Source organism: Enterobacter sp. PL_is514 (assembly GCF_055816715.1).
Genome location: NZ_JBVPGN010000030.1, coordinates 96,271 through 118,337, shown reverse-complemented (window position 1 = coordinate 118,337; position 22,067 = coordinate 96,271). Strand labels below are relative to the sequence as shown.

19 protein-coding genes and 1 tRNA gene are annotated in these 22,067 nt (G+C 53.9%); 17 read left to right on the top strand and 3 right to left on the bottom strand.

Annotated features, from left to right (window positions below; genetic code table 11):
* The first annotated feature begins 11 nt into the window (after nucleotides 1–11).
* The 12 genes from AC0TNG_RS09820 (at nucleotide 12) to AC0TNG_RS09765 (ending at nucleotide 13,455) form a co-directional block, all read left to right on the top strand.
* Nucleotides 12–425 (top strand): hypothetical protein, encoded by a 414-nt coding sequence (locus AC0TNG_RS09820; RefSeq protein WP_049127391.1) that lies wholly within the window; start codon nucleotides 12–14, stop codon nucleotides 423–425.
* A gap of 90 nt (nucleotides 426–515) precedes the next feature.
* Nucleotides 516–782, top strand: coding sequence for a PAAR domain-containing protein (locus AC0TNG_RS09815; protein WP_075201561.1), 267 nt, complete (start codon nucleotides 516–518; stop codon nucleotides 780–782).
* A gap of 3 nt (nucleotides 783–785) precedes the next feature.
* Nucleotides 786–1,940 (top strand): hypothetical protein, encoded by a 1,155-nt coding sequence (locus AC0TNG_RS09810; RefSeq protein ID WP_417927641.1) that lies wholly within the window; start codon nucleotides 786–788, stop codon nucleotides 1,938–1,940.
* Entirely contained in the window at nucleotides 1,927–5,346 is a 3,420-nt protein-coding gene (locus tag AC0TNG_RS09805; RefSeq protein ID WP_473713434.1) for an ImcF-related family protein, read from the top strand. Before AC0TNG_RS09810 ends, AC0TNG_RS09805 begins: the two co-directional genes overlap by 14 nt.
* Nucleotides 5,346–6,941, top strand: coding sequence for a type VI secretion system protein TssA (gene tssA, locus AC0TNG_RS09800; RefSeq protein WP_473713433.1), 1,596 nt, complete (start codon nucleotides 5,346–5,348; stop codon nucleotides 6,939–6,941). The genes AC0TNG_RS09805 and tssA overlap by 1 nt, the downstream gene beginning before the upstream one ends.
* A 64-nt stretch (nucleotides 6,942–7,005) precedes the next feature.
* A complete protein-coding gene (locus tag AC0TNG_RS09795; RefSeq protein ID WP_473713431.1) occupies nucleotides 7,006–7,740 on the top strand; it encodes a YidX family protein in 735 nt (244 codons plus the stop codon).
* A 23-nt stretch (nucleotides 7,741–7,763) separates the two neighbouring features.
* Complete coding sequence (gene tssF, locus AC0TNG_RS09790) at nucleotides 7,764–9,527, top strand: type VI secretion system baseplate subunit TssF (RefSeq protein ID WP_473713430.1); 1,764 nt, start codon at nucleotides 7,764–7,766, stop codon at nucleotides 9,525–9,527.
* A complete protein-coding gene (gene tssG, locus AC0TNG_RS09785; RefSeq protein WP_473713429.1) occupies nucleotides 9,482–10,585 on the top strand; it encodes a type VI secretion system baseplate subunit TssG in 1,104 nt (367 codons plus the stop codon). Before tssF ends, tssG begins: the two co-directional genes overlap by 46 nt.
* Entirely contained in the window at nucleotides 10,566–11,102 is a 537-nt protein-coding gene (tssJ, locus tag AC0TNG_RS09780; protein ID WP_193388033.1) for a type VI secretion system lipoprotein TssJ, read from the top strand. The genes tssG and tssJ overlap by 20 nt, the downstream gene beginning before the upstream one ends.
* Nucleotides 11,095–11,547, top strand: coding sequence for a type VI secretion system baseplate subunit TssE (gene tssE / locus AC0TNG_RS09775; RefSeq protein ID WP_473713428.1), 453 nt, complete (start codon nucleotides 11,095–11,097; stop codon nucleotides 11,545–11,547). The genes tssJ and tssE overlap by 8 nt, the downstream gene beginning before the upstream one ends.
* Before the next feature lie 14 nt (nucleotides 11,548–11,561).
* Nucleotides 11,562–12,032: a hypothetical protein gene (locus AC0TNG_RS09770; protein WP_417927636.1), complete on the top strand. Its 471-nt coding sequence runs from the start codon at nucleotides 11,562–11,564 to the stop codon at nucleotides 12,030–12,032.
* Nucleotides 12,033–12,123: 91 nt separating this feature from the next.
* Entirely contained in the window at nucleotides 12,124–13,455 is a 1,332-nt protein-coding gene (locus AC0TNG_RS09765) for a VasL domain-containing protein (RefSeq protein WP_473713427.1), read from the top strand.
* 50 nt (nucleotides 13,456–13,505) lie between these two features.
* On the opposite strand, the gene AC0TNG_RS09760 is transcribed toward AC0TNG_RS09765, so the two are convergent.
* Both AC0TNG_RS09760 and AC0TNG_RS09755 read right to left on the bottom strand, forming a co-directional pair.
* Nucleotides 13,506–13,577 (bottom strand) — tRNA-Arg (locus tag AC0TNG_RS09760).
* Between the two features lie 75 nt (nucleotides 13,578–13,652).
* Entirely contained in the window at nucleotides 13,653–14,582 is a 930-nt protein-coding gene (locus AC0TNG_RS09755; RefSeq protein WP_048992644.1) for a formate/nitrite transporter family protein, read from the bottom strand.
* Between the two features lie 316 nt (nucleotides 14,583–14,898).
* Here AC0TNG_RS09755 and mlaA point away from each other — a divergent pair, with 316 nt between their 5' ends.
* Complete coding sequence (gene mlaA, locus AC0TNG_RS09750; RefSeq protein ID WP_024907657.1) at nucleotides 14,899–15,651, top strand: phospholipid-binding lipoprotein MlaA; 753 nt, start codon at nucleotides 14,899–14,901, stop codon at nucleotides 15,649–15,651.
* Between the two features lie 44 nt (nucleotides 15,652–15,695).
* Here the strand turns inward: mlaA and fadL are convergent, their stop codons facing one another.
* The gene (gene fadL, locus AC0TNG_RS09745) at nucleotides 15,696–16,979 is read right to left on the bottom strand and encodes a long-chain fatty acid transporter FadL (RefSeq protein ID WP_473713426.1); all 1,284 of its coding nucleotides are present in this window, start codon (nucleotides 16,977–16,979) and stop codon (nucleotides 15,696–15,698) included.
* Between the two features lie 372 nt (nucleotides 16,980–17,351).
* Here fadL and AC0TNG_RS09740 point away from each other — a divergent pair, with 372 nt between their 5' ends.
* From AC0TNG_RS09740 to sixA, 4 genes are all read left to right on the top strand, one after another.
* Complete coding sequence (locus tag AC0TNG_RS09740; RefSeq protein WP_024907659.1) at nucleotides 17,352–17,636, top strand: YfcZ/YiiS family protein; 285 nt, start codon at nucleotides 17,352–17,354, stop codon at nucleotides 17,634–17,636.
* Between the two features lie 277 nt (nucleotides 17,637–17,913).
* Nucleotides 17,914–19,224 carry an acetyl-CoA C-acyltransferase FadI gene (gene fadI, locus AC0TNG_RS09735; RefSeq protein WP_032666638.1) on the top strand — a complete coding sequence of 437 codons (1,311 nt, stop codon included), beginning with the start codon at nucleotides 17,914–17,916 and terminating at the stop codon, nucleotides 19,222–19,224.
* A complete protein-coding gene (gene fadJ / locus AC0TNG_RS09730; protein ID WP_473713425.1) occupies nucleotides 19,224–21,371 on the top strand; it encodes a fatty acid oxidation complex subunit alpha FadJ in 2,148 nt (715 codons plus the stop codon). The genes fadI and fadJ overlap by 1 nt, the downstream gene beginning before the upstream one ends.
* 209 nt (nucleotides 21,372–21,580) lie before the next feature.
* A complete protein-coding gene (gene sixA, locus AC0TNG_RS09725) occupies nucleotides 21,581–22,066 on the top strand; it encodes a phosphohistidine phosphatase SixA (RefSeq protein ID WP_024907662.1) in 486 nt (161 codons plus the stop codon).
* The last annotated feature ends 1 nt before the right edge of the window (nucleotide 22,067 follow it).

The following is a 22,067-nucleotide window of genomic DNA, read 5'->3' as shown; positions in this document are numbered from 1 at the left end:
TAAGGTGAAATATGAAATGTAATATATTTAAGGTATTTTACGCTCTATTGATTGTGTTCGGGCTCACATCTTGTCTTCCTCCGATGTATGCGAATGGGTATAACCCTCCATCAAGTAGCGATGATACTGGGTATATAATACACCCCTTAACATTTAATGTTGGGGCCTTTATAAATCAATGTTGGCAATCAAAGTATTATACTAATGAATTGCATGATGAAATGCTGTCTGCCTATATTGCAGAGCATGAAAAAATGACAGGCTTGAAACCAGTTATAACCGACTATAAGCAGTATGTTGATTACAGCATTTGCAAAAAGCTTGTCTATAATTTTGTTAATCCAGGATACATTCCAAGCGTAAATAAGAGAGAAGAAAAATGGTATAAGAAACCGGAAGGGGGAACTTGGGAACTTGTAAAATAAATGTGCTATCGGATATGGATGCGCGTTATTTGGCTTTGATTTATTGGGTGAGATGCATGCATTGCATTAAAATTATTTAATAGGTCTCTTATGTCTAAAGGCTTTGTATTGATTGGTGATAAAACCACGCATGGCGGCCAGGTTATTTCTGCCTCATCAACAATGGTAGTAAATGGAAAAAACGTTGCCCTCGTGGGTGATAAGGTCAGTTGCCCAATAGTGGGGCATGGCATTAATGCCATTATTGAAGGATCGCCTGAATGGATCTCTGACGGTAAAGCCGTGGTTGTGGATGGTTGCCACTGTGAGTGCGGTTGTCAGGTGATCTCCAGTGCACCGGATTGTGTAATAGGATAAGTAATGAGCTGGGAGCGTCAGAAATCAATAATATCGACTAAGCCTGAAGAACCTTCATTCATCCTGTGGATGATGTTGGGAGTTTTCGCGCTGGTCGGTTGTGTACTGCTGTTTGTCCTGCATGCCAATAAACTGGCAGGGCCACTTCAAACATTTAATCTTTGGGCTGTCACCTCAGGCCCTGCAGTTGTCTGGTTTTTCTTTTTGTGTCTACGTGGCTGGATCTATAACAATGCTTTTGACAGACACGAATTTGAAACCAACGAGGCAGAGTATGCGCAACAACAGTGGATGGCGTGGTCTGGACGCAATATCGCAGTGTTACACAGCGGTGTAATGCTCCCTGCAAATCTGACACCGCAAAATTTTATTGCAGCCCCGCCCACGCTGGAGCAGAGCACATCTCTGACCCGACGAATTTGTCTGCAAGATCATGAGACACATTTTTCAGTTCTGTTGACCGGGTTAAGTCCTGTGCTGGCAAAGTTGCCTTTAGATTTGGTACCCGCTGTCACGCTACTGACAGATTTCCACGATGACATACAGGTATTGCAGGATGCATTTACGCAGGCCTGGCAGGCAGCTATTCTGGATCTCCCTGTTCCACAGTTGACGATTCTTACTTCAAAGACCTTCCTCTCACTGGATGAGCGAATTAAATCACCAACGCTGGAAGTGGATTTAATCCTTATTCACCAGACACGGGGACGGGACGCGTACAGTGATGCACTCGCAACCCTGTTGTTGACCTCCGATGATGTCGCTACAAAATATAATCTTTCGCTTAATGCCCGTCTTTTGCGGCCAATGGCTTTTGATATGGCGATTTCAGAAAAATCGCTGGATACATTTTTTTCAACACAAACTCAGGCCTGTGCCACCGCCAGTATTGTCGGCGACAGAGTGGAATGGGGTAAGGCATTTTCTGATTTGCTCGCAGCGACACAGGATTATGGCGGTCACTGGAAACCTGAACAACTCCACTGGCTGGAAAAATATGCCGGGCTCAGCGGCCCCTTTTCTCCATGGATAATAGCAGCAGTCGCCAGCGATATCGTGAACATACAAAAAGCAGACTGTCTGATGCTTTCTACAGATGGTGAGCAGAAATTTATTAATACCGTGCAAACAGGGAACAGAAACGATGACAACGGGTGATTCAGCATGGCGCGGAGGATGGGGAAAACTGGGGTTCTCTGCGCTTTTAGCGGGCGGGATTGCCTGGGGCATCTGGCACTATGGTGATCAGATGGGGCTGCATACCCCGTTACTTAAAGGGCTGGTCATTGCCGGAGCCCTGATTTTATTGATGCTGTTCCGTCACGGCAAAACCATTACGTTCGCCATTAAACAGGGCTGGCATCGTTTCCAGTCTAAGCGAAAAAATGTTCTGCCAGCCGATGAAGGCCGCGTTGAACAGACCGAGCCGCGTAACGTCACCGTCGATACCATCCGTGAAGCCATGCGTAACCTCTACGGTCGTCGCTGGGGGCGTAACACACGCATTCTGCTGATAACCGGTACCGTCGAAGAGGTGGAACAACTGACCCCAGGTTTCACGACTCAGCTCTGGCAGGAAGACCGCGGCACGCTGTTACTGTGGGGCGGAGACCCCAATACCCCGGCAGACAGTGCCTGGCTGAGCGCGCTGCGTAAACTGCGCCGCCGTCCGGTGGACGGGCTGGTGTGGGTCACATCGGCCTTTGACCAGCTCTCCGTCCCCGGACTGAAACTGCCGTCGCCGGTGCCGTCTGACAGTACCATGGATTCCCTGTCCCATGCCATCAGCGCCCGTATGGATGCGCTCGGCTGGAAGCTTCCCCTGTACGTCTGGTCCCTGCATCTGCGCGCCGGTCAGCCGGAAGGGCGGGTTGTGCAGGCGGCGGGGTGTCTGCTGCCTGACAGATGTACTGCGGAAGGTCTGGCTGAGCAACTGACTGCCCTGACGCCGGCGCTGACCTCACAGGGGCTGCAACAGACCTGCGATGACGTGAAACATAACTTCCTGCTGACACTTGCCGATCAGCTCATTTGTGAGCCGGAAAGCGTGACCGTACCGCTGTCGGTGATGCTCAATCCGTATCGCCCGCTGCCGCTGGCCGGTGTGGTGTTCAGTCAGCCTTCAGCCGGTGCAGAACGCGCTGTGCCGCACCACTGGGGCATGGATAAGCGCTGGGATGTTCTGCCTGAATCAGTCCGGACGCTTCCTGCCGGGCTGCGTCCTCGCAAGCCCGGTATTCCATGGCGCAAGGTAATGGCATTTGCTGCTGCGCTTACGATGGTGAGCTGGGCTATGTGGATGAGCATCGCGTATGTCACCAACCGCAGCCAGATTGTTGGTGCGAATGCCCAAGCCGCACTTGCCGCCAGACAGAATCAGCCGCTGGAGCTGCGCCTGCACGCGCTGTCTGAACTTCAGAAAACGCTGGCCCGTCTGCAGTACCGTTCTGAGCATGGTGTGCCGTGGTACGAAAAGGCCGGGCTGAGCCAGAATAACGCCCTGCTGGCCGCACTCTGGCCACGCTATCAGGACAGCGCGTTGCCGCTGTTGCGGGATGCGGCCGCAGACCATCTGCAGAAGCAGGTCAGTGCCTTTAACGCGCTGCCTCCGGATAGCCCGCTGCGCGAGCAGAGGGCAAAAGCAACCTATGACCAGCTGAAACTTTACCTGATGCTGGCGCGTCCTGAGCATATGGATGGTGACTGGTTTAGCACGGTGCTGCTTCAGGACTGGCCGAAGCGTGACGGTGTGAAGGACGGTATCTGGCTAGGCGTGGCCCCGTCTCTGCTGTCGTTTTATGGTGAACAACTGGTCACACATCCTGAGTGGAAACTGCGAGCTGATGAAAACATGGTCAGCCAGGCGCGTTCCCTGCTGGTTCGCCTGATGGGGGTGCGTAATAGCGAATCGACTCTGTACCAGAAAATGCTTTCACAGGTGGCACATCTGTATGTGGATATGCGTCTTGAAGATATGACAGGTGATACCGATGCTGCCCGCCTGTTCAGCACCACCGAAATTGTACCTGGCATGTTTACCCGTCAGGCCTGGGAGCAGGCCGTTCAGCCCGCCATCGAGAAGGTGGTGAAAGCGCGCCGGGACGAGCTCGACTGGGTGTTGACGGACAGCAAACGTCCGGTCAATAAGCAGGATGAAATCTCCCCGGAGGCACTTAAAAATCGCCTGACGGAGCGTTATTTTGCCGATTTTGGCGGCGCCTGGCTGGAATTCCTCAACAGCCTGCGCTGGAACCAGGCCACCACGCTGTCGGACTCCATTGACCAGTTGACCCTGATGGCCGATGTGCGTCAGTCGCCTCTGGTGGCGCTGATGAACACTCTGAATGTTCAGGGGCGTACCGGACAGACAGGCGAAGCGATATCAGATTCACTGGTGAAATCAGCCAAAAATCTGCTGGGCGGTGACAATAAGGATGCCATTGACCAGAGTACCGGCGTTCACGGTCCACTGGATGCAACCTTTGGTCCGGTACTGGCGCTGATGGACAAACATCGCACGGGAGCACAGGAGCAGAGTCTGCAGTCGTTTCTGACCCGCGTGACGCAGGTACGTCTGCGCCTGCAGCAGGTGACTAACGCCGCCGACCCGCAGGCTATGACCCAGACCATTGCCCAGACCGTATTTCAGGGTAACGCCGTGGACCTCACCGAAACCCGCGACTACGGCAGCCTGGTTGCCGCCGGCCTGGGGCAGGAGTGGAGCGGCTTTGGCCGAACGGTGTTTGTGAATCCAATGGAGCAGGCCTGGCAGCAGGTGCTGACCCCTGCGGCCGACAGCCTCAATGCCCAGTGGCAGCAGGCGGTAGTGGCTGAGTGGAACAGTGCCTTTGGTAGCCGCTATCCGTTTAACAACTCAAGTAGTGATGTCTCGTTGCCGCTACTGGCCAAATACCTCAACGCGGATTCCGGGCGTATCGCTCAGTTCCTGCAGACCCGTCTCAAAGGCGTGCTGCACAAAGAAGGAAACCACTGGGTGCCGGACAGCATCAACTCGCAGGGGCTGGCCTTTAACCCAGAGTTCCTCAATGCCATTAACACCCTGAGTCATATCTCGGATGTGGTCTTCACCGAAGGCAATGCCGGGATGAACTTCGAACTACGTCCAGGTACTGCCGATGGCGTGATGCAGACCACCATGATTATCGACAGCCAGAAGCTGATATACGTTAACCAGATGCCAGCCTGGAAGCGCTTCACCTGGCCTGCGGATACTGAGGCCCCTGGTGCGAACCTGAGCTGGATAAGCACCCAGGCAGGCACCCGTCAGTATGCGGATATTCCCGGCGCCTGGGGCTGGATCCGACTGCTCGACAAAGCTGCCGTCAGTGCTTATCCGGGCGTGGGTAGTAGCTACAGCCTGAGCTGGATGGCACAGGACGGTCGCAAACTCAATTACACCCTGCGTACCGAAGCGGGAGAGGGCCCGCTGGCGCTGCTGAAGCTGCGTAATTTCCGCCTGCCAGAGACCATCTTCAGCACGACAGGCGTGGCAGCATCAGACCAGGTCGCCAGCGCAAGCAATGATACAGAGGACGTATATTGATGAGCACGCTCAACTCTTTACTCCGCGCCTGCCAGACTGAGCAGGAACCACTCCTTGCGGCCACCCGTGAGCGGGTTAGGCTCTGGGATAGCTGGCTGCAGCAGCTGTCCGGTCCATCTCCTCAGGGTGACGACCCGGGTTATGACGATGACTTTCAGCAGATGCGCGAGGAGGTCAACAAACTCTCAGGTGCAGATACCGAACTTATCTGCCAGCTTGCAGAGAAGCTTCTGACCACGACCGCCAAAGATATCCGTGTGGCCACCTACTACTGCTGGGCAAAGCTGCACCGCGAAGGTGAGCAGGGGCTCGCTGAAGGTCTTGAACTGCTGTGCGGCCTGCTGGAGCGCTTTGGTACACAACTGCATCCACAGCGTGAGCGCAGCCGTAAGGCGGCACTGGAATGGCTGGCGGGATCGCGAATGACTGACTCTCTTTCCCTGTACCCCGAAGTGGTCAGGAACGATGCGATACGTACCACCGGGGCACTGCTGTTGATAGAGCAACTGACGGAAAATGAGCCGGATGAAATCCGACCGGAACTCAATACGCTGTATGGTGCACTTGAAAGCCGCTTGCAGAAAGCGGGTGGTGTGGATGCGGTTGTGCCGCAGAACGCCAGTGCCTGCGAAACCCCTGCGACTGCTAGCCACTACGATGCCCCGGTCATCGGACGTATCACCTCCGGTCAGGATTTGCTGACACAGGCCCGCACGCTCGCCGAATATCTGCGCGAACAGCCGGACGGCTGGCTGTCCGCACACCATCTGATGAAGAGCCTGCGTCACGATACTCTGCGGGCAATTCCGGCCCCGGATGCGCAGGGCCGTACCCGCATCGAACCGCCAAGAGCAGACCAGCGCGCGTTACTTAAGCGTCTCTATCTGCAGCAGAACTGGGTAGAGATGCTTGAAACGGCAGATAGCGCCTTTTCCCGCGGTGCTAATCATCTTTGGCTGGATTTGCAGTGGTACATCCACCAGGCCCTGACGAAATCAGGTCAGGACACTCTGGCTGGCATTATTGCCGCTGACCTGAAAGGGCTGCTGACCCGCCTGTCCGGTCTGGAAACGCTCGCGTTCAGTGACGGAACGCCATTTGCGGATGAAGTCACGCTGAACTGGATCCAGCAAAGCGTGATGGACACAACTGGCGGGTGGGGCAATGACACCCCATCCACACCGATGTCTGCTGGCAATGATGACATTCTGGCGCTGGAGCCAGAAGCCGTGGTGCTGGCGGACAGTGAAGGCCCGGATGCCGCGCTGGCCTGGCTACAGAAGCGCCCAAGTGTGACTAGCGATCGTCAAAAGTGGCTATTGCGTCTGCTAATGGGCCGCATTGCTGAGCAGTACGGTAAAAATGAGCTGGCGATGCATCTGTTTGCTGAACTGGGGGATCGCGCCAGAGACGTGACTCTCAGCAACTGGGAGCCTGAGCTGCTGTTCGAGGTACAGGCCCGTCATCTGAAACTTCTGCGCCTGAAAGCCGGTCGCAGTGAGGCGGATAAGGCCCGCCTGACACCGTTAATGGACCAGTTACTTGCCGGGCTAATTGCTATTGATCCTGCCCGCGCGGCAGTCCTGTGTGGTTAATGAAAAGAAATATGTGCCGGAAATGATGTCGGTGATATTAATGATTTTAGGAATATAAACTTTCATGAAAATAACTAAATCTGCAGCATGTACTCTCATGGTGCTATTACTCTCAGGGTGTACTGCAATTTTGTGGGGCGGAAATAAAATCTCAGGTAGTCATAAGGTGAATGTTATAAAGATGCAGGATAATGTCACCGCTATTTTTCAGTATGAAAATATTTCCGCTTCTGTTGTTCAGGATAAGACTAATATACCTTTGACCGTTCCTTCGAAAGGTATTGCATTTTTAGGTGAAAAAAATGTCTATATTCTGACGAGGGGGGCTGACGAGTTACTATCTTTAAACAAATTAACAGACAAAATCCCACTGATTACAGGTAACGAAGAAAATACGCTCAAACTTCAATTGGTTCGTCCAGTAAAAGGAGATGCTGTCGTTCGCTTTGAGGATTCGTTACGTATCTGGGTTAATAAAAGTGCAGATGAGCTTTCAGAAAATGATATAGGTGTCATTAAGCACTCAGGCTTCCAGCGTGGGAAAGAGGGATACTGTAAAGACGTCACTATTGAGGGCAAGGTTCTTCCAAGGAAAAGTCTCAATTATACATTTACCAATACAGAGTCACTGGGGCGAAAGTATAGCGTTGAATTTTACGCGACTGACAATGAAATCGATTTTTATCCGAAGAATCTTGCTACTAACATTGTGCTCACACCTGTGGTATTGGCTGCAGATATCGTATTTTTCCCTGTCTCCCTCACGTTTCTACGCTTAATCATCGGGCAGCAACACTAGAGCTAACTCCTGCTGGAACGCATATGAAAGATCAGACCTTGCGCTATTTCGATGCAGAAATGCGCTACCTCCGTGAAGCGGCTAAAGAATTTGCCCAGACCCATCCGGACCGGGCAGCCATGCTGGACCTGGATAAAGCCGGCACACCCGATCCGTATGTAGAGCGCCTGTTTGAAGGCTTTGCTTTCTCTATGGGGCGGCTTCGCGAAAAGATTGACGACGATCTGCCGGAGCTGACTGAAGGACTGGTCAGTATGCTCTGGCCACATTACCTGCGGACCATTCCGTCACTCTCGGTGGTCGCGTTCACGCCTGCGCTTCAGACCGTTAAGATGGCAGAGGTGATGCCCGCGGGGCTGGAAGTGTACTCCCGCCCGGTGGGGCCGAAAAACACGGTCTGCCGTTACCGCACAACCCGCGATGTGATGCTCAACCCGCTGAATCTCTCTCGGGTGACTATGACCACTGAGCCGGACGGGCGCTCGTTACTGCGAATGCGCTTTGCCTGCAGCACACAGGCGGACTGGTCCCATGCGGACCTCAGTGACCTGAGCCTCTATCTTGGGGCGGATGCACCGGTCAGCAGCCAGCTACACCTTATGCTGACCAAACGGCAGGCCGCACTCTATATGCGCCTGCCTGGTCAAACTGACCGTATCCGGCTTGACGGATATTTCTCACCGGGCGGCTTTCGTGACGAAGACTGCCTGTGGCCGAAAGGCGATACCGCGTTCAGCGGCTACCAGCTTCTGCTGGAGTATTTCACCTTCCGCGACAAGTTTATGTTTGTCCACCTTAACGGCCTTGAGGGCATCACGCCGCCAGCGGGGGCCGAGTATTTTGATGTTGAAGTGGTGTTCAGTACGCCATGGTCATCTGACCTACCGGTCACTGATGATGCGGTTCGCCTCCACTGCGTGCCGGTGATTAACCTGTTTACGCTGGAGGCTGACCCGCTCACCATCACCGGGCTTGAAAACGAATACCTGCTGCGTCCAAAACGTCTGCAGGACGGACATACCGAGATTTATTCGGTGGATTCAGTCACTGGCTCAAACCGCACCAATGACGCGGAGTATGTTCCGTTTAGCAGCTTCAGGCACAAGGGCGGGATGATGCGCCGTTATGCTCCCCCCCGTTATTACCACACCCGCGTTAAGCGCAGCGTGACCGGGCTCTATGACACCTGGCTTATCCTTGGCGGGCACCAGTGGGAAGATGACCGCCTGTTTGAGCGTGAGGCCGTGTCGCTGCAAATCACCGGCACTAACGGTCAGTTACCACGCCGGGCATTACAGAGCACACTGCTTGACCGCTGTGAGCAGGTGGTGAGTACGCAACTTTCAGTACGTAACCTCTGCAAACCAACGCTGCCAGTCTATCCGCCTTCTGAAGACCGCTTCCACTGGCGGGTTCTGAGCCACCTGGGATCCGGTTTCCTGAACATGATGAGTACCGCCGAAGTGCTGCGCGGCACGCTTGCCCTGTATAACTGGCAGGAAGATGAACTGAACACCCGGCGTCTGGAGGCGATTCAGCATGTAAAGCATCATCGCCTTCAACGCTTTGAACAGGGCTACCTGCTGCGGGGGCTGGATATCGAAGTAACCCTCGACAGCAACGGCTTCACCGGTGAGGGTGATATTCACCTGTTCGGTGAAATGCTCAACCGATTCTTTGCGCTGTATGCCGATATGAACCAGTTCAACCAGCTTACCCTCATTGTTCAGCCAGAAGGAAAATGTATCCGGTGGAAAGAGAATCACAGTCCGCGTCTGCCAGGCTGATAGCGCAACTGGGCGACCGGCTGCCGTACATGAATTTTTACCGTTTCTGTCAGCTACTGGAGCAGAGCCAGCCGGATAAACCGGTCACCGGCAGCACCTGGCAGGTGCGACATGAGCCGGTTCGCTTCCGCCCCCATTCGGGGATGGGGTTCCCAGCCTCTGAAATCAAAGGAGCAGAGCTACCGGAACATCCGCACCTTCCACCCACAATCCGTACCACCTTTATGGGGCTCTACGGCGTGGAGTCTCCGCTGCCGACGCACTATATCGATGACATCGCTCAGCGACGGGAAGGGTACGAAGCTAACGCGGACTTCCTCGATATCTTCAACCACCGGCTGATTGCTCAGTACTACCGTATCTGGCGTAAATATTCGTATCCGGCAACGTTTGAAGAAGGCGGTAAGGACAAAACTTCACAGTATCTGCTGGGTTTGGCTGGGCTTGGGATTGACGGCTGCACAGAAAGTATAGCGGCGCCTGCCTCACGCTTTCTGGCGCTGCTGCCGGTGATGTTGTTGCCAGGACGTACTGCGGAAGGCATGGCTTCACTGGTACGTCTTCTGGCGCCTAATACGCAGGCGAAAATCTGGCACCACGACAGGCGTCGGGTACCGCTGAAGAAACCTTTGAGAATGAGCATTAGCCAGCCTGTCACACTGACGCATCGCCCGGTGATGGGCAGTTATGCCACCGATGTGAACAGCCAGGTACTGATGCGTCTGACCACCACAGACCCTGTGGAAGTACCGGGTTGGTTGCCCGGCGGGGTACTTTACACGGATCTGATGGCGCTATTGCACGTCTATCTTGGTTCTCGCCTGGATGTCCGCCTGCAGCTGTGTGTCGACCGTAGCCTGCTGCCGGACGCGACAATGAGCACTCAACCCAAAGCGGGTGCAGTGCAACTGGGCCGCACTGCCGTGATGCGACCGCTGAATGCGGCTAAGACAACATCACACCCAAAAACAATAACCATCAATCTTGGCCGCTACGAGCGCGTACAGGAAAACATTCACCGCAGGGAGACTGATGAAGATGGCGATTACCGCTGGTAAATTTCCTCTGGTTACGCTGGCTGTAGGCATTACGCTGATGCTGGCTGGCTGTGGACTTACTCAGAGTGTTACGGACGGCACTGTCGCCGTGACTAAATCGATTTTTTATAAGCAGGTGAAGATCCTGCATCTCGATATTCGTGCCCGTGAAGCCGTGAACAGCAATGCTGGAGGTGTCGCTCTGTCGACGGTGGTGCGTATTTATCAGCTTAAAGACCGCAAAACCTTTGACAGCACGGACTACCCGTCATTGTTTAAAGACGACAGCCAGGCCGTCAAGGCAGACCTCGTGGCGGAGAAAGATATAAGGCTGCAGCCGGGGGGGGCGGTAACGGTTGATATGCCAATGGAAAAAGATGCGCAGTACGTGGCAGTGGCCGGGATGTTTATGTCACCTGACCAGGAGAACAACACCTGGCGTGTAGTATTGAGCCGCGATGAGCTTGATCCGGAGAAGGCCCGGGTGATTGACGCGGGCAGCAATCGACTGACTCTGCAGGCGCTGAAAGATGAGTGAGTCATTCCGTCCTTCACTGTATGAAACACTTTATGGCAATTTTACCGGCGGTCTCGACCTGCATCAGGTCAGCGAGCAGAACCAGGTCATTTTGTCCGTACTCGATAACATGCAGCGTATCCTCAACTGTCGTGCAGGCACGCTGGCGCATCTGCCTGACTACGGCCTGCCGGATATGACCAAAATCCTGCAGGGCATGCCGGGAACGGCTCATGAGCTGATGGGCACATTGTCTGCCGTCCTGCTCAAATACGAACCACGCCTGAAAAAAATAACCGTTGTCCTGCTGGAACAGAACGTCCCCGGTGAACTGCGCTATGCCATTGATGCTGAACTTAAAGGGATTGGCCTGGTGCGCTACGGGACTGAATTTATGCCCGAAGGACGGGTCCTGTTAAGGCATCTCAGGCAACAACAATATCTCGACACCACTCTCCGTATATAAGGTCCGATAACATCATGTCCGTAAAATCACAGTTCCTGGAGAAGTTGCAGGCACGCCAACCTGCACCTGTTCCTGCCATCAGCAAGAGTCAGGCTGATATTGCAGAGTTTCGCCAGCGAATGGCCCAGCTTCAGGATCAAATGGACGCGTGGCTGACGGATACGGGACTGAAAGTGGAGCCACTGACCGTATCCGTTCCGGATCTGCTGGTGGAGGGCGGGGTTTTTGAGATTTCCGGTATCGTTTTGCGCTATGACAGCCGGGCGGTCAAATTTATGCCGATCTTTCTGTATGGACAGGGCGTCGCCGGTTGTGTCGAGGTGACTTTCTATTCCGGGGACAAGGTGATTTCTCAAGGACGTCTGTTCATGAGGGTGGGGAAAGCAAATGGCTGGATCTTTACTCCCCCTGATACCTCATCCCGGTCCGGACAACTATTTGATGAAGGTGTATTTTTCGGTCTGATTTTAGCGCTGCTGCCATAGCGATATTTCTGAGTCATTGCACTTTTAAACGCAAAATAGCCCTTCACATCAACTGACGAAATTAACCACACGGATATGCAGGCCCTCCAGGATGACCACAAATATAACGTTAAAAACCGGCGGCGACCCGCGTACGCTGCCAGATTACGCCGCCCTCCGCGATGAGCTCAGCAAGCTGACGCATCCTGCTCGCCCGGATGTGAACTGGCAATATGTCGAAAAACGCTGTCTCTCTCTGTTTGAACAAAACGGTGTGGAGTTGCAGACTGCGGCCTGGTACACCCTTGCCCGGACTCACCTGTCTGGATTGGCTGGCCTGAACGAAGGGCTGGCGATTCTGGAGGCCCTGATTAGCCATCAGTGGGACGTTTTCTGGCCGAAGACGCTACATACTCGTCTGGAAATTCTTAGCGGCCTGAGCCAGCGCCTGCAGCAGCGCATGCGTATGCTTCCACTCAACAATAGCCATCTTAGTGAGCTTTATCGTGCTGAAGCGTTGCTTACCCGCCTGAGTTCGGTGCTCCAGCGCCTTGAACTGAAACACCTAAGCCAGTTCGATACGTTACGAACAATGTTACGTTCGAATGCCGAACGGCTGGAAAGCAGTAATGACGCATCCGATTTGAATGCGAGCATAATGCCCGGTCGCGAATTACCTCTGGAGAGGGCAGAACCGAGTGACGAAGTGAAATGGGTTTATGTTGTGCAGCCGGAAAATCAGCCGAATGCAGAGGATCTTGCGACAGCGCATGGGGCTGTCAGACCATGGAAACCCTTTGTCGCCGGGATGTGTTCTATGCTGGTGGTCTGCGTCGCCGTAGCGTGGGGAAGGGGCTTTCTGTCCAGACCCGATCCCTTAACGACGCAGGCTATTGCCTCGCTGGCATCGTTACCAGAAGTGCTTACCCCTGTTCAGCAAGAGGCGTTAGCACAGCGAGGCACTTTACCGCCCACGTTTATTACAGAAACGCAGCAGCAGCTTGCCCGACTGGAGAAGCTGCCTCCTGACTGGAATATTTCCTACAGCCTTCAGCTGTTAGCACAACTCCAGACATTGCAGCCGGAGGAAGCGAAGCCGCTCGCCGTGCAGTGGCAGCTAAAATTTAGCGCGGCAGCGTTGCCTGTTGATGCCATGAACAGCTGGTATCAGGGAATGATGAAGCTTCAGCAACTGAGCCATCGGCTGAGTAGTCTGGATGAGCAAAAGGGAAAATATATCACTGTGAGTGAGCTTAAATCGGTGGTTTTTTCGACTATACAGTCATTTAACCAAACAATACCGGCTGAAGAACAACTCAGACGCCTGTCACAGCATCCAACAGGAGGTGTGCTTCCTGAAGCCGAAAAGACCCAGCTGGAGTTGCGTCTTAAACAGCTGGCAACGCGTTACGCTCAAATAAAACGGGATTCTTCTTCGCAGTGAATTCTGGCGGTGGACAGGTGAATGTGCTTGAAAAAGCGTGGAGGTCAAAGTGTCCCCTGCAGGAATCGAACCTGCAACTAGCCCTTAGGAGGGGCTCGTTATATCCATTTAACTAAGGGGACGAGGCGGCACGAGTATAGCCTTATTTACACTGTGCGTTAAGCGCATCGCCGCCTGACTGCTCAAAGAGTCACCATTCAGGTCGGTTTTTTTGTCGATTTATCATCATTTTCCCGTGCCTTAAGCTCGGCTTTGCGTTTGTTCGACATGTCGTTACGGATTTGAGCATGGCTTAACAGCGCGAAGATAAACGTTCCGCCGCAGATGTTACCCGCCAGCGTCGGAAGGGCGAACGGCCAGAAAAAATCGCTCCAGTGAAGCGTACCGTTGAAGACCAGATACAGTATTTCAACGGTACCGACCACAATATGTGTGGTATCAGCCAGTGCAATCAGCCAGGTCATCAATATAATCACCACAATTTTGGCGCTTCCTGCTGAAGGAAACATCCAGACCATTGTGGCAATGATCCAGCCGGAGATGATGGCATTCGAGAACATCTCCACCGGCGTGTTTTTCATCACATCCATGCCGATTTTCACAAACGCGTCCCGGGTGGGTTCATCAAAGATCGGCATATATTCGAACGCCCAGGCCGCGATGCCCGTGCCGATGATATTACCCAGCAGGACGACGCTCCACAGACGCATCAATAAACCGAAGTTGCCGAGGGTGGGGTTTTGCATCACCGGCAGAACGGCGGTTACCGTGTTCTCGGTAAACAACTGCTGTCGGGCCATGATGACAATAATAAAGCCGAAGGTATAGCCGAGGTTCTCCAGTAAAAATCCGCCTGGTACACCCTCCAGCTGCACATGAAATATCCCTTTCGCAAGCAGAGATGCGCCCATTGAGAGTCCGGCAGCGATGGCTGACCAGAAGAGGGCCATCGCGTCGCGCTCCATCTCCTTTTCACCGTCCTGGCGGATATGTTCGTGGATGGCCATCGCGCGGGAGGGGAGGCGATCTTCATCAATTTCTATCTTCTCGCCCCGCGCTTTCTCCTCGCTTTCAATTTCAAGTTCCTCACTGTTCTCGCCAATTTTTTCTTCGCCCACGTCTTTCATATTTGCTCCCGGAGGTTGATCTTTTTGTTAAGCGTAGCGGCTTTTATCGGAATGCCTGTGGGGATGCTCTTAAATTAGCGGCAATGGCAACAAAGGTGATACATCTCTTTCAAAAGACATTATAAAATTGCCAGCGAAACGAATTCCAAAAGCCAGGCTATGCTGAGATCAGAGTCACGGTGGTTACTGCCCGTAATTGTGCTCATAGACATCGGTAAACGTGCTGTTACAATCGCTTGCACGTTTACAGACGGAGCGTCAACGGCTCCGTTACGGATGGCAATCAACGATAGCCATACTGAACAGGGAGATATTTATGAAACTTCGGCTGTCGGCGCTTGCGCTGGGCGCGACGATGCTTGTGGGCTGCGCCAGCTCCGGTGAGCAAACGGGACGCTCCGATCCTCTCGAAGGATTTAACCGCTCAATGTATAGCTTCAACTACAACGTGCTGGACCCGTATGTGGTTCGCCCGGTGGCAGTAGCATGGCGCGATTATGTTCCACAGCCCGCGCGTAACGGATTAAGTAACTTTACCAGCAACCTCGAAGAGCCTGCGGTAATGGTGAACTATTTCCTGCAGGGCGATCCGTATCAGGGGATGGTGCACTTTACTCGCTTCTTCCTGAACTCCATTCTGGGGATGGGCGGCTTTATTGATGTCGCAGGTATGGCGAACCCGAAACTGCAGCGTGAACAGCCGCACCGTTTTGGTAGTACGCTGGGGCATTATGGCGTCGGTTACGGCCCTTACGTTCATCTGCCGTTCTATGGCAGCTTCACCGTGCGTGATGACGGCGGCGATATGGTCGATACGCTATATCCGGTTCTGTCGTGGCTGACCTGGCCGCTTTCTGTGGGTAAATGGACGGTGGAAGGGATTGAAACCCGCGCGCAACTGCTCGACTCTGATGGTCTGCTGCGCCAGTCTTCTGACCCGTACATTATGGTGCGTGAAGCGTACTTCCAGAATCATGACTTTATCGCCAACGGCGGTAAGCTGAAGCCGGAAGAGAATCCAAACGCGAAGGCTATCGAAAACGAACTAAAAGATATCGATTCACAGTAAATAAAAAAGGTGAGCAATGCTCACCTTTTTTGATTCCAGTACGATTAGAACGCGTAGTTGAAGTTCGTACCGAACAGCCAGGCTTTACCTTCAGAGGTAAACTCGTAAGGGCCTTCCTGGAACGTCACTTTCTGACCGTGCATATAAGAAACGCCCGCATCGATGGATGCATTCTCGTTGAACGCATATGTCGCGCCTGCACTTAACCAGAAGCGGTCCTGATCCGGAATCGAAATGGAACGCTTGTCTGCCGGAACCGGGCTGTCGTCAAATGCGATACCGGAGCGGAAAGTCCAGTTTTTATCGTAGTAGTAGGTGGTACCCAGCGCAATACGATAGGCGTCGTGGAAGCTTTCGTCCTTATAGAACAGCGTTTGACCATTGGTTCCGGTCGCTTTCAGCTCCTGGAACTGGCTCCAGCTGGTATAGGCCAGGCTATAGTGAATAGCCCATTGTGGTGCAACGCGGTTGTAACCGGACACTTCCCACATTTCTGGCAAATGCAGCGACAGTGAACCTGGAACGGTCTGGTTTGACGTTCCCCAAGGAATGGTGGTACCTGCACCGGGAACCAGGTTGTTCACAGGCTTCAGGATGCCGCTCTTGTAATCGCCGTCGAAGTCAATTTTCACTTCGGAACGATAGGTCAGACCCCAGCGGTTGTTTTTATCCAGTTCGTACAGGATACCGGCGTTCCAGCCATAGCCCCACTCATCACCTTCAAGGCTGGCAATTTTATTGCTGTTTTTTGGCAGGCGAGCAGTCTGTTCCCCGGAATAACGTTCGATTTTGGCATCGGCGTAGACGGCATCAAAGCCCAGGCCAAAACTCCAGTTATCGTTCAGGCGATACGCACCGCTCAGGTTGAGGTTCATCGTGGTAAGGTCTGTTTTACCGCCGTATTCACCTGCCGGGTAGTTGTTATTGAACTCGGTAGCAAGGCCGTAATTAGACGTTACGGATGCACCCCAGCCAAACTGTTCATTGATAGGCGCAACGAAGTGCAGGTTAGGGATCCATGCCGTTGGGGCAATATTGTCCGCCTTAAGACTCGCACCCGTATAAGGCGACTTACCGGAAATGTTTACATCAGGATCGATATAAACCGCACCGGCTGAGAAGGTCGGACGATCAAACATCATGATCAATGCAGGGTTACGACTCGCGTTACCTGCATCATCAGCAATAGCGCCTTCCCCAGAATATGCGCGGCCAAGGCCAGAGGAAGAAAATTCGTTTAACTGAAAGCCCGCTGACCATGCGGAAGTGGAGACGAGTGCCACTGCGACTGCCAGCGCAGTCTTGTTGAACAGGGTTTTCTGGCTCATGACCATAACCTCATTGAGTTATTTTTATTCAATAATTGTTACATACCGTAACAGGAGCGCGAAGTGTAGGGTCTGAGGTATGACAGACAAATCAGACCAGTGGCCAGAGTATAGGTCTGACCAGCCGGAATGTTGCAAGTTTGTTTATTAATATTTTCAAACATGTTTCGTGAAACGAGATCTGGTTGGCAAAATTGTGACCATCGAGACTCACCCAAAAGGGTGGTTTTTGTTTTAGATCATTTTTTAGTGTGATATTGGTCACTTATCCGATTTTGCGCCATTAACGGCTGGAGAGAGCCCGCGCCGGGGCGTAAAATAGCAGCATCGTGTTTATCTCGCGCGCTGCGCGAATACAGAGGAAATTGAGCTATGAGTAAATGCAGTGCTGATGAAACCCCGGTTTGCTGCTGTATGGATGTTGGGACCATCATGGACAACACCGATTGCACCGCCTCTTACAGCCGCGTATTCACCAACCGTGCCGAAGCGGAAGAGACCCTGACTGCGCTGAGCAAGCGTGCGCGTGACGTTGAATCCGATCCTTGTGAAATCAAGTCTACCTTTACCGAAGTGGAAGGCGGCGTGAAGCTGGACATCGACTTTGTTTTCGCCTGTGAAGCTGAAACCCTGATTTTCCAGTTAGGCCTGCGTTAATTTCTGCGGACTGATGCCCTCACCCCGACCCTCTCCCACGGGAGAGGGCGCAAACATTAAAAACGGTAACCTACGGGTTACCGTTTTGCTTTTACCTTGCGCACCCGGCAACATACCGCACAAATGCCCCTGCCATGCAGGGGCATTTTCTTTTTCTTCTCTGTGTTTTAGCTCGCACTTTTTCGTTTCCCCGATTGGCTGAATGTAAAAAAATGGTTAAGACTATTATCAGGTCAGACCACTTTGAGTTTGCAAAAATTTTTTACAGGGGAGTGTTATGAGTCAGGCATTACCGCTTATTACCCGTCAGGGCGATCGCATTGCCATAGTCAGTGGATTGCGCACGCCATTTGCGCGTCAGGCAACGGCGTTTCATGGCATACCGGCCGTCGACCTGGGGAAAATGGTAGTGGGGGAGATGCTGGCTCGCAGCGAAATTCCGCCTGAGGTCATCGAACAGCTGGTTTTCGGCCAGGTTGTGCAGATGCCTGAAGCCCCCAACATTGCGCGGGAAATCGTCCTCGGTACCGGGATGAACGTGCATACCGATGCCTATAGCGTCAGCCGCGCCTGCGCAACCAGTTTCCAGGCCGTGGCGAACGTCGCCGAAAGCCTGATGGCGGGGACTATCCGCGCCGGGATTGCGGGCGGGGCGGACTCCTCTTCGGTACTGCCGATTGGGGTCAGTAAAAAGCTGGCGCGTATCCTGGTCGATGCTAACAAAGCCCGTACGACGGGTCAGAAACTCAAACTCTTCTCGCGTTTACGTCTGCGCGATCTGATGCCCGTGCCACCTGCCGTAGCGGAATATTCCACCGGTCTGCGCATGGGCGATACCGCCGAGCAGATGGCGAAAACCTACGGCATTACCCGTGAACAGCAGGATGCGCTGGCGCATCGCTCGCATCAGCTTGCGGCAAAAGCCTGGTCGGAAGGCAAGCTGACCGACGAGGTCATGACCGCCTACATTCCACCCTATCGCGAACCGCTTGCGGAAGATAACAATATTCGCGGCACCTCGACGCTGGCAGATTACGCCAAACTGCGCCCGGCGTTTGACCGCAAGCACGGCACGGTGACGGCGGCGAACAGTACGCCGCTGACGGACGGGGCTGCCGCCGTGATCCTGATGACCGAATCCCGTGCGAAGGAGCTGGGCATTACTCCCCTCGGCTATTTACGCAGCTATGCCTTCACCGCCATTGACGTCTGGCAGGACATGCTATTAGGTCCGGCATGGTCCACGCCGCTGGCGCTGGAGCGTGCGGGGCTAACGCTGGCTGATTTAACCCTGATTGATATGCACGAAGCATTTGCCGCGCAAACCCTGGCCAATGTCCAATTGCTGGCAAGCGAGCGTTTCGCCCGCGATGTGCTGGGCCGCGCCCATGCCACGGGTGAAGTGGATCAGAGCAAATTCAACGTGCTGGGCGGCTCTATCGCTTATGGTCATCCGTTTGCTGCCACCGGCGCGCGAATGATCACGCAAACATTACATGAACTTCGTCGCCGTGGCGGCGGGTTTGGCCTTGTTACCGCCTGTGCGGCGGGCGGCCTTGGTGCAGCAATGGTTCTGGAGGCTGAATAATGGATATGCCATCTGCATTTAATCTGACGGTTCGCCTCGATAACGTGGCCGTTATCACTATTGATGTGCCTGATGAAAAGATGAATACCCTGAAGGCCGAATTTGGTGTTCAGGTGCGCGCGATGCTAAAGCAGATCCGCGAGAACAAAGCCATTCGCGGCCTGGTGTTTATCTCTGCCAAACCCGACAACTTTATAGCCGGGGCGGATATCAACATGATCGCCCGGGCGCAAAGCGCGCTGGAAGCCGAAGAGCTGGCGCGTCAGGGCCAGCAGGTCATGGCGGAGATAAACGGCCTGCCGATCCCGGTTATCGCCGCGATCCACGGGGCGTGTCTGGGCGGCGGGCTGGAGCTTGCGCTGGCGTGCCACAGCCGTATATGTACCGACGATCCGAAAACCATTCTGGGTCTGCCTGAAGTGCAGCTGGGCTTGCTGCCAGGCTCCGGCGGAACGCAACGACTGCCGCGCCTGGTGGGCGTCAGCACGGCGCTGGAGATGATCTTAACCGGTAAACAGCTGCGCGCCCGTCAGGCGCTGAAGGCTGGTCTGGTCGATGACATCGTGCCTCACTCCATTTTGCTGGAGGCCGCGGTTGAGCTTGCGCTGAAAGGGCGTCAGGCAAGACGGCCTCTGCCGGTACGCGAGCGCGTGCTGGCAGGGCCACTGGGCAGAACGCTCCTGTTCAACATGGTGGGCAAAAAGACCGAACAAAAGACCAAAGGCAATTATCCGGCGGCAAAGCGGATCCTGGACGTGATCGAAACCGGGCTGTCGCAGGGCAGCAGTAGCGGCTATGCCGCGGAGGCCAAAGCCTTTGGCGAACTGGCGATGACGCCGCAGTCCCAGGCGCTGCGCAGCATCTTCTTCGCCAGCACGGACGTGAAAAAAGATCCCGGTAGCGAGGCGCAGCCCGCGCCGCTGCGTGCCATTGGCGTACTGGGTGGAGGACTCATGGGCGGCGGTATCGCTTTTGTTACCGCCAGCAAAGGCAAATTGCCTATACGCATTAAAGACATTAATCCTAAGGGGATCAACCACGCGCTGCAGTACAGCTGGCAGAACCTTGATCAAAAGGTCAAGCGCCGCCATATCAAGGCAAGCGAGCGCGATAAAACCCTTGCGATGATCTCCGGCACAACGGATTACAGCGGTTTTGCGCACCGCGATCTGGTGATTGAAGCCGTGTTTGAGGATCTGGCGCTTAAGCAGCAGATGGTGGCAGACGTTGAACAGCATTGCGCCGCGCATACCATTTTTGCCTCCAATACGTCGTCATTACCGATTGGCGATATCGCGGCGAAAGCCACGCGTCCGGAGCAGGTTATTGGGCTGCACTTCTTTAGTCCGGTGGAAAAAATGCCGCTGGTGGAAGTTATTCCACACGCAACCACCAGTCCGCAAACCATCGCCACGGTAGTCAAGCTTGCGAAGAAGCAGGGTAAAACGCCGATCGTGGTCGCAGACAAAGCCGGCTTCTACGTCAACCGCATTCTGGCGCCCTACATTAATGAAGCCATGCGGCTGCTGACGGAAGGCGAGAAGATCGAGCACGTTGACGAGGCGCTGGTAAAGTTTGGTTTCCCCGTTGGCCCAATCCAACTTTTGGATGAGGTGGGAATAGACACCGGCACTAAAATTATACCTGTACTGGAGGCGGCTTATGGCGATCGTTTTAGCCCGCCTGCAAACATTGTTTCTGCAATTTTGAAGGACGATCGCAAAGGCAGAAAAAATGAACGCGGTTTCTATCTTTACGGCGCGAAAGGGCGTAAAAGCAAGAAACAGGTCGACCCTTCGGTTTATGGGCTTATTTCGACCACCGGTCAGGGAAAACTGTCCGCCGTTCAGTGCGCTGAACGCTGCGTGATGATGATGCTCAATGAAGCGGCGCGCTGCTTTGGTGAACAGGTGATCAAGAGCGCGCGCGATGGCGACATCGGCGCGGTATTTGGCATTGGTTTCCCGCCGTTCCTTGGCGGCCCGTTCCGTTACATGGATACGCTCGGCGCGGGTGAAGTGGTTGCTATCCTGCAACGTCTGGCTTCGCAATATGGTCCACGGTTTACACCGTGTGACGAATTATTGCAGATGGCGGAACGGGGCCAGACATTTTGGCCTGCAAGGGAAACTGTCCTCGTAAGCTGAGGTCAAAGAAGGGTAAATCCTGAAGTGAATGAACCTGTTCTGGCGATTTTGTAAACAGAGATTGACTATACTTACGCCATTGAGGTAAAAAACAGCGTTTCATTCACCGAATGGATCAGGCACAATGCCCGACCATCGGGTTTTCTACCTCGCAGCATTTATCGCGGGTAGTTAACGCCGGTGATTCTGGTTAACAAAAGCGGTGCAATATGCAAGTTTTTATCATGCGTCACGGCGACGCGGCACTCGATGCCGCCAGTGACTCAGTACGTCCTTTGACCGTCTGTGGCTGCGACGAATCTCGTCTGATGGCGAACTGGCTTAACGGTCAAAAAGTGGACATCGAACGCGTTCTGGTGAGTCCGTTCCTGCGTGCAGAACAGACGCTGGACGTGGTAGGGGAGTGTATGAACCTGCCATCCAGTGTGGATGTTCTCCCTGAACTCACCCCGTGTGGTGATGTCGGCCTTGTCAGCGCCTATCTTCAGGCGCTGTGCAATGAAGGTGTCGCTTCCGCGCTGGTCATTTCCCACCTGCCACTGGTTGGCTATCTGGTATCTGAGCTGTGCCCTGGCGAGACCCCGCCGATGTTCACGACATCCGCCATTGCTAATGTTTCTCTCGACGAAACGGGCAAAGGTGTCTTCAACTGGCAAATGAGTCCGTGCAACCTGAAGATGGCAAAAGCCATCTGAC

Bases quoted from the DNA above. Each gene is read 5' to 3' on its own strand.
- AC0TNG_RS09820 (WP_049127391.1), top strand. From the start codon at position 12: ATGAAATGTAATATATTTAAGGTATTTTACGCTCTATTGATTGTGTTC.
- AC0TNG_RS09815 (WP_075201561.1), top strand. From the start codon at position 516: ATGTCTAAAGGCTTTGTATTGATTGGTGATAAAACCACGCATGGCGGC.
- AC0TNG_RS09810 (WP_417927641.1), top strand. From the start codon at position 786: ATGAGCTGGGAGCGTCAGAAATCAATAATATCGACTAAGCCTGAAGAA.
- AC0TNG_RS09805 (WP_473713434.1), top strand. From the start codon at position 1,927: ATGACAACGGGTGATTCAGCATGGCGCGGAGGATGGGGAAAACTGGGG.
- tssA (WP_473713433.1), top strand. From the start codon at position 5,346: ATGAGCACGCTCAACTCTTTACTCCGCGCCTGCCAGACTGAGCAGGAA.
- AC0TNG_RS09795 (WP_473713431.1), top strand. From the start codon at position 7,006: ATGAAAATAACTAAATCTGCAGCATGTACTCTCATGGTGCTATTACTC.
- tssF (WP_473713430.1), top strand. From the start codon at position 7,764: ATGAAAGATCAGACCTTGCGCTATTTCGATGCAGAAATGCGCTACCTC.
- tssG (WP_473713429.1), top strand. From the start codon at position 9,482: ATGTATCCGGTGGAAAGAGAATCACAGTCCGCGTCTGCCAGGCTGATA.
- tssJ (WP_193388033.1), top strand. From the start codon at position 10,566: ATGGCGATTACCGCTGGTAAATTTCCTCTGGTTACGCTGGCTGTAGGC.
- tssE (WP_473713428.1), top strand. From the start codon at position 11,095: ATGAGTGAGTCATTCCGTCCTTCACTGTATGAAACACTTTATGGCAAT.
- AC0TNG_RS09770 (WP_417927636.1), top strand. From the start codon at position 11,562: ATGTCCGTAAAATCACAGTTCCTGGAGAAGTTGCAGGCACGCCAACCT.
- AC0TNG_RS09765 (WP_473713427.1), top strand. From the start codon at position 12,124: ATGACCACAAATATAACGTTAAAAACCGGCGGCGACCCGCGTACGCTG.
- AC0TNG_RS09755 (WP_048992644.1), bottom strand. From the start codon at position 14,582: ATGAAAGACGTGGGCGAAGAAAAAATTGGCGAGAACAGTGAGGAACTT.
- mlaA (WP_024907657.1), top strand. From the start codon at position 14,899: ATGAAACTTCGGCTGTCGGCGCTTGCGCTGGGCGCGACGATGCTTGTG.
- fadL (WP_473713426.1), bottom strand. From the start codon at position 16,979: ATGAGCCAGAAAACCCTGTTCAACAAGACTGCGCTGGCAGTCGCAGTG.
- AC0TNG_RS09740 (WP_024907659.1), top strand. From the start codon at position 17,352: ATGAGTAAATGCAGTGCTGATGAAACCCCGGTTTGCTGCTGTATGGAT.
- fadI (WP_032666638.1), top strand. From the start codon at position 17,914: ATGAGTCAGGCATTACCGCTTATTACCCGTCAGGGCGATCGCATTGCC.
- fadJ (WP_473713425.1), top strand. From the start codon at position 19,224: ATGGATATGCCATCTGCATTTAATCTGACGGTTCGCCTCGATAACGTG.
- sixA (WP_024907662.1), top strand. From the start codon at position 21,581: ATGCAAGTTTTTATCATGCGTCACGGCGACGCGGCACTCGATGCCGCC.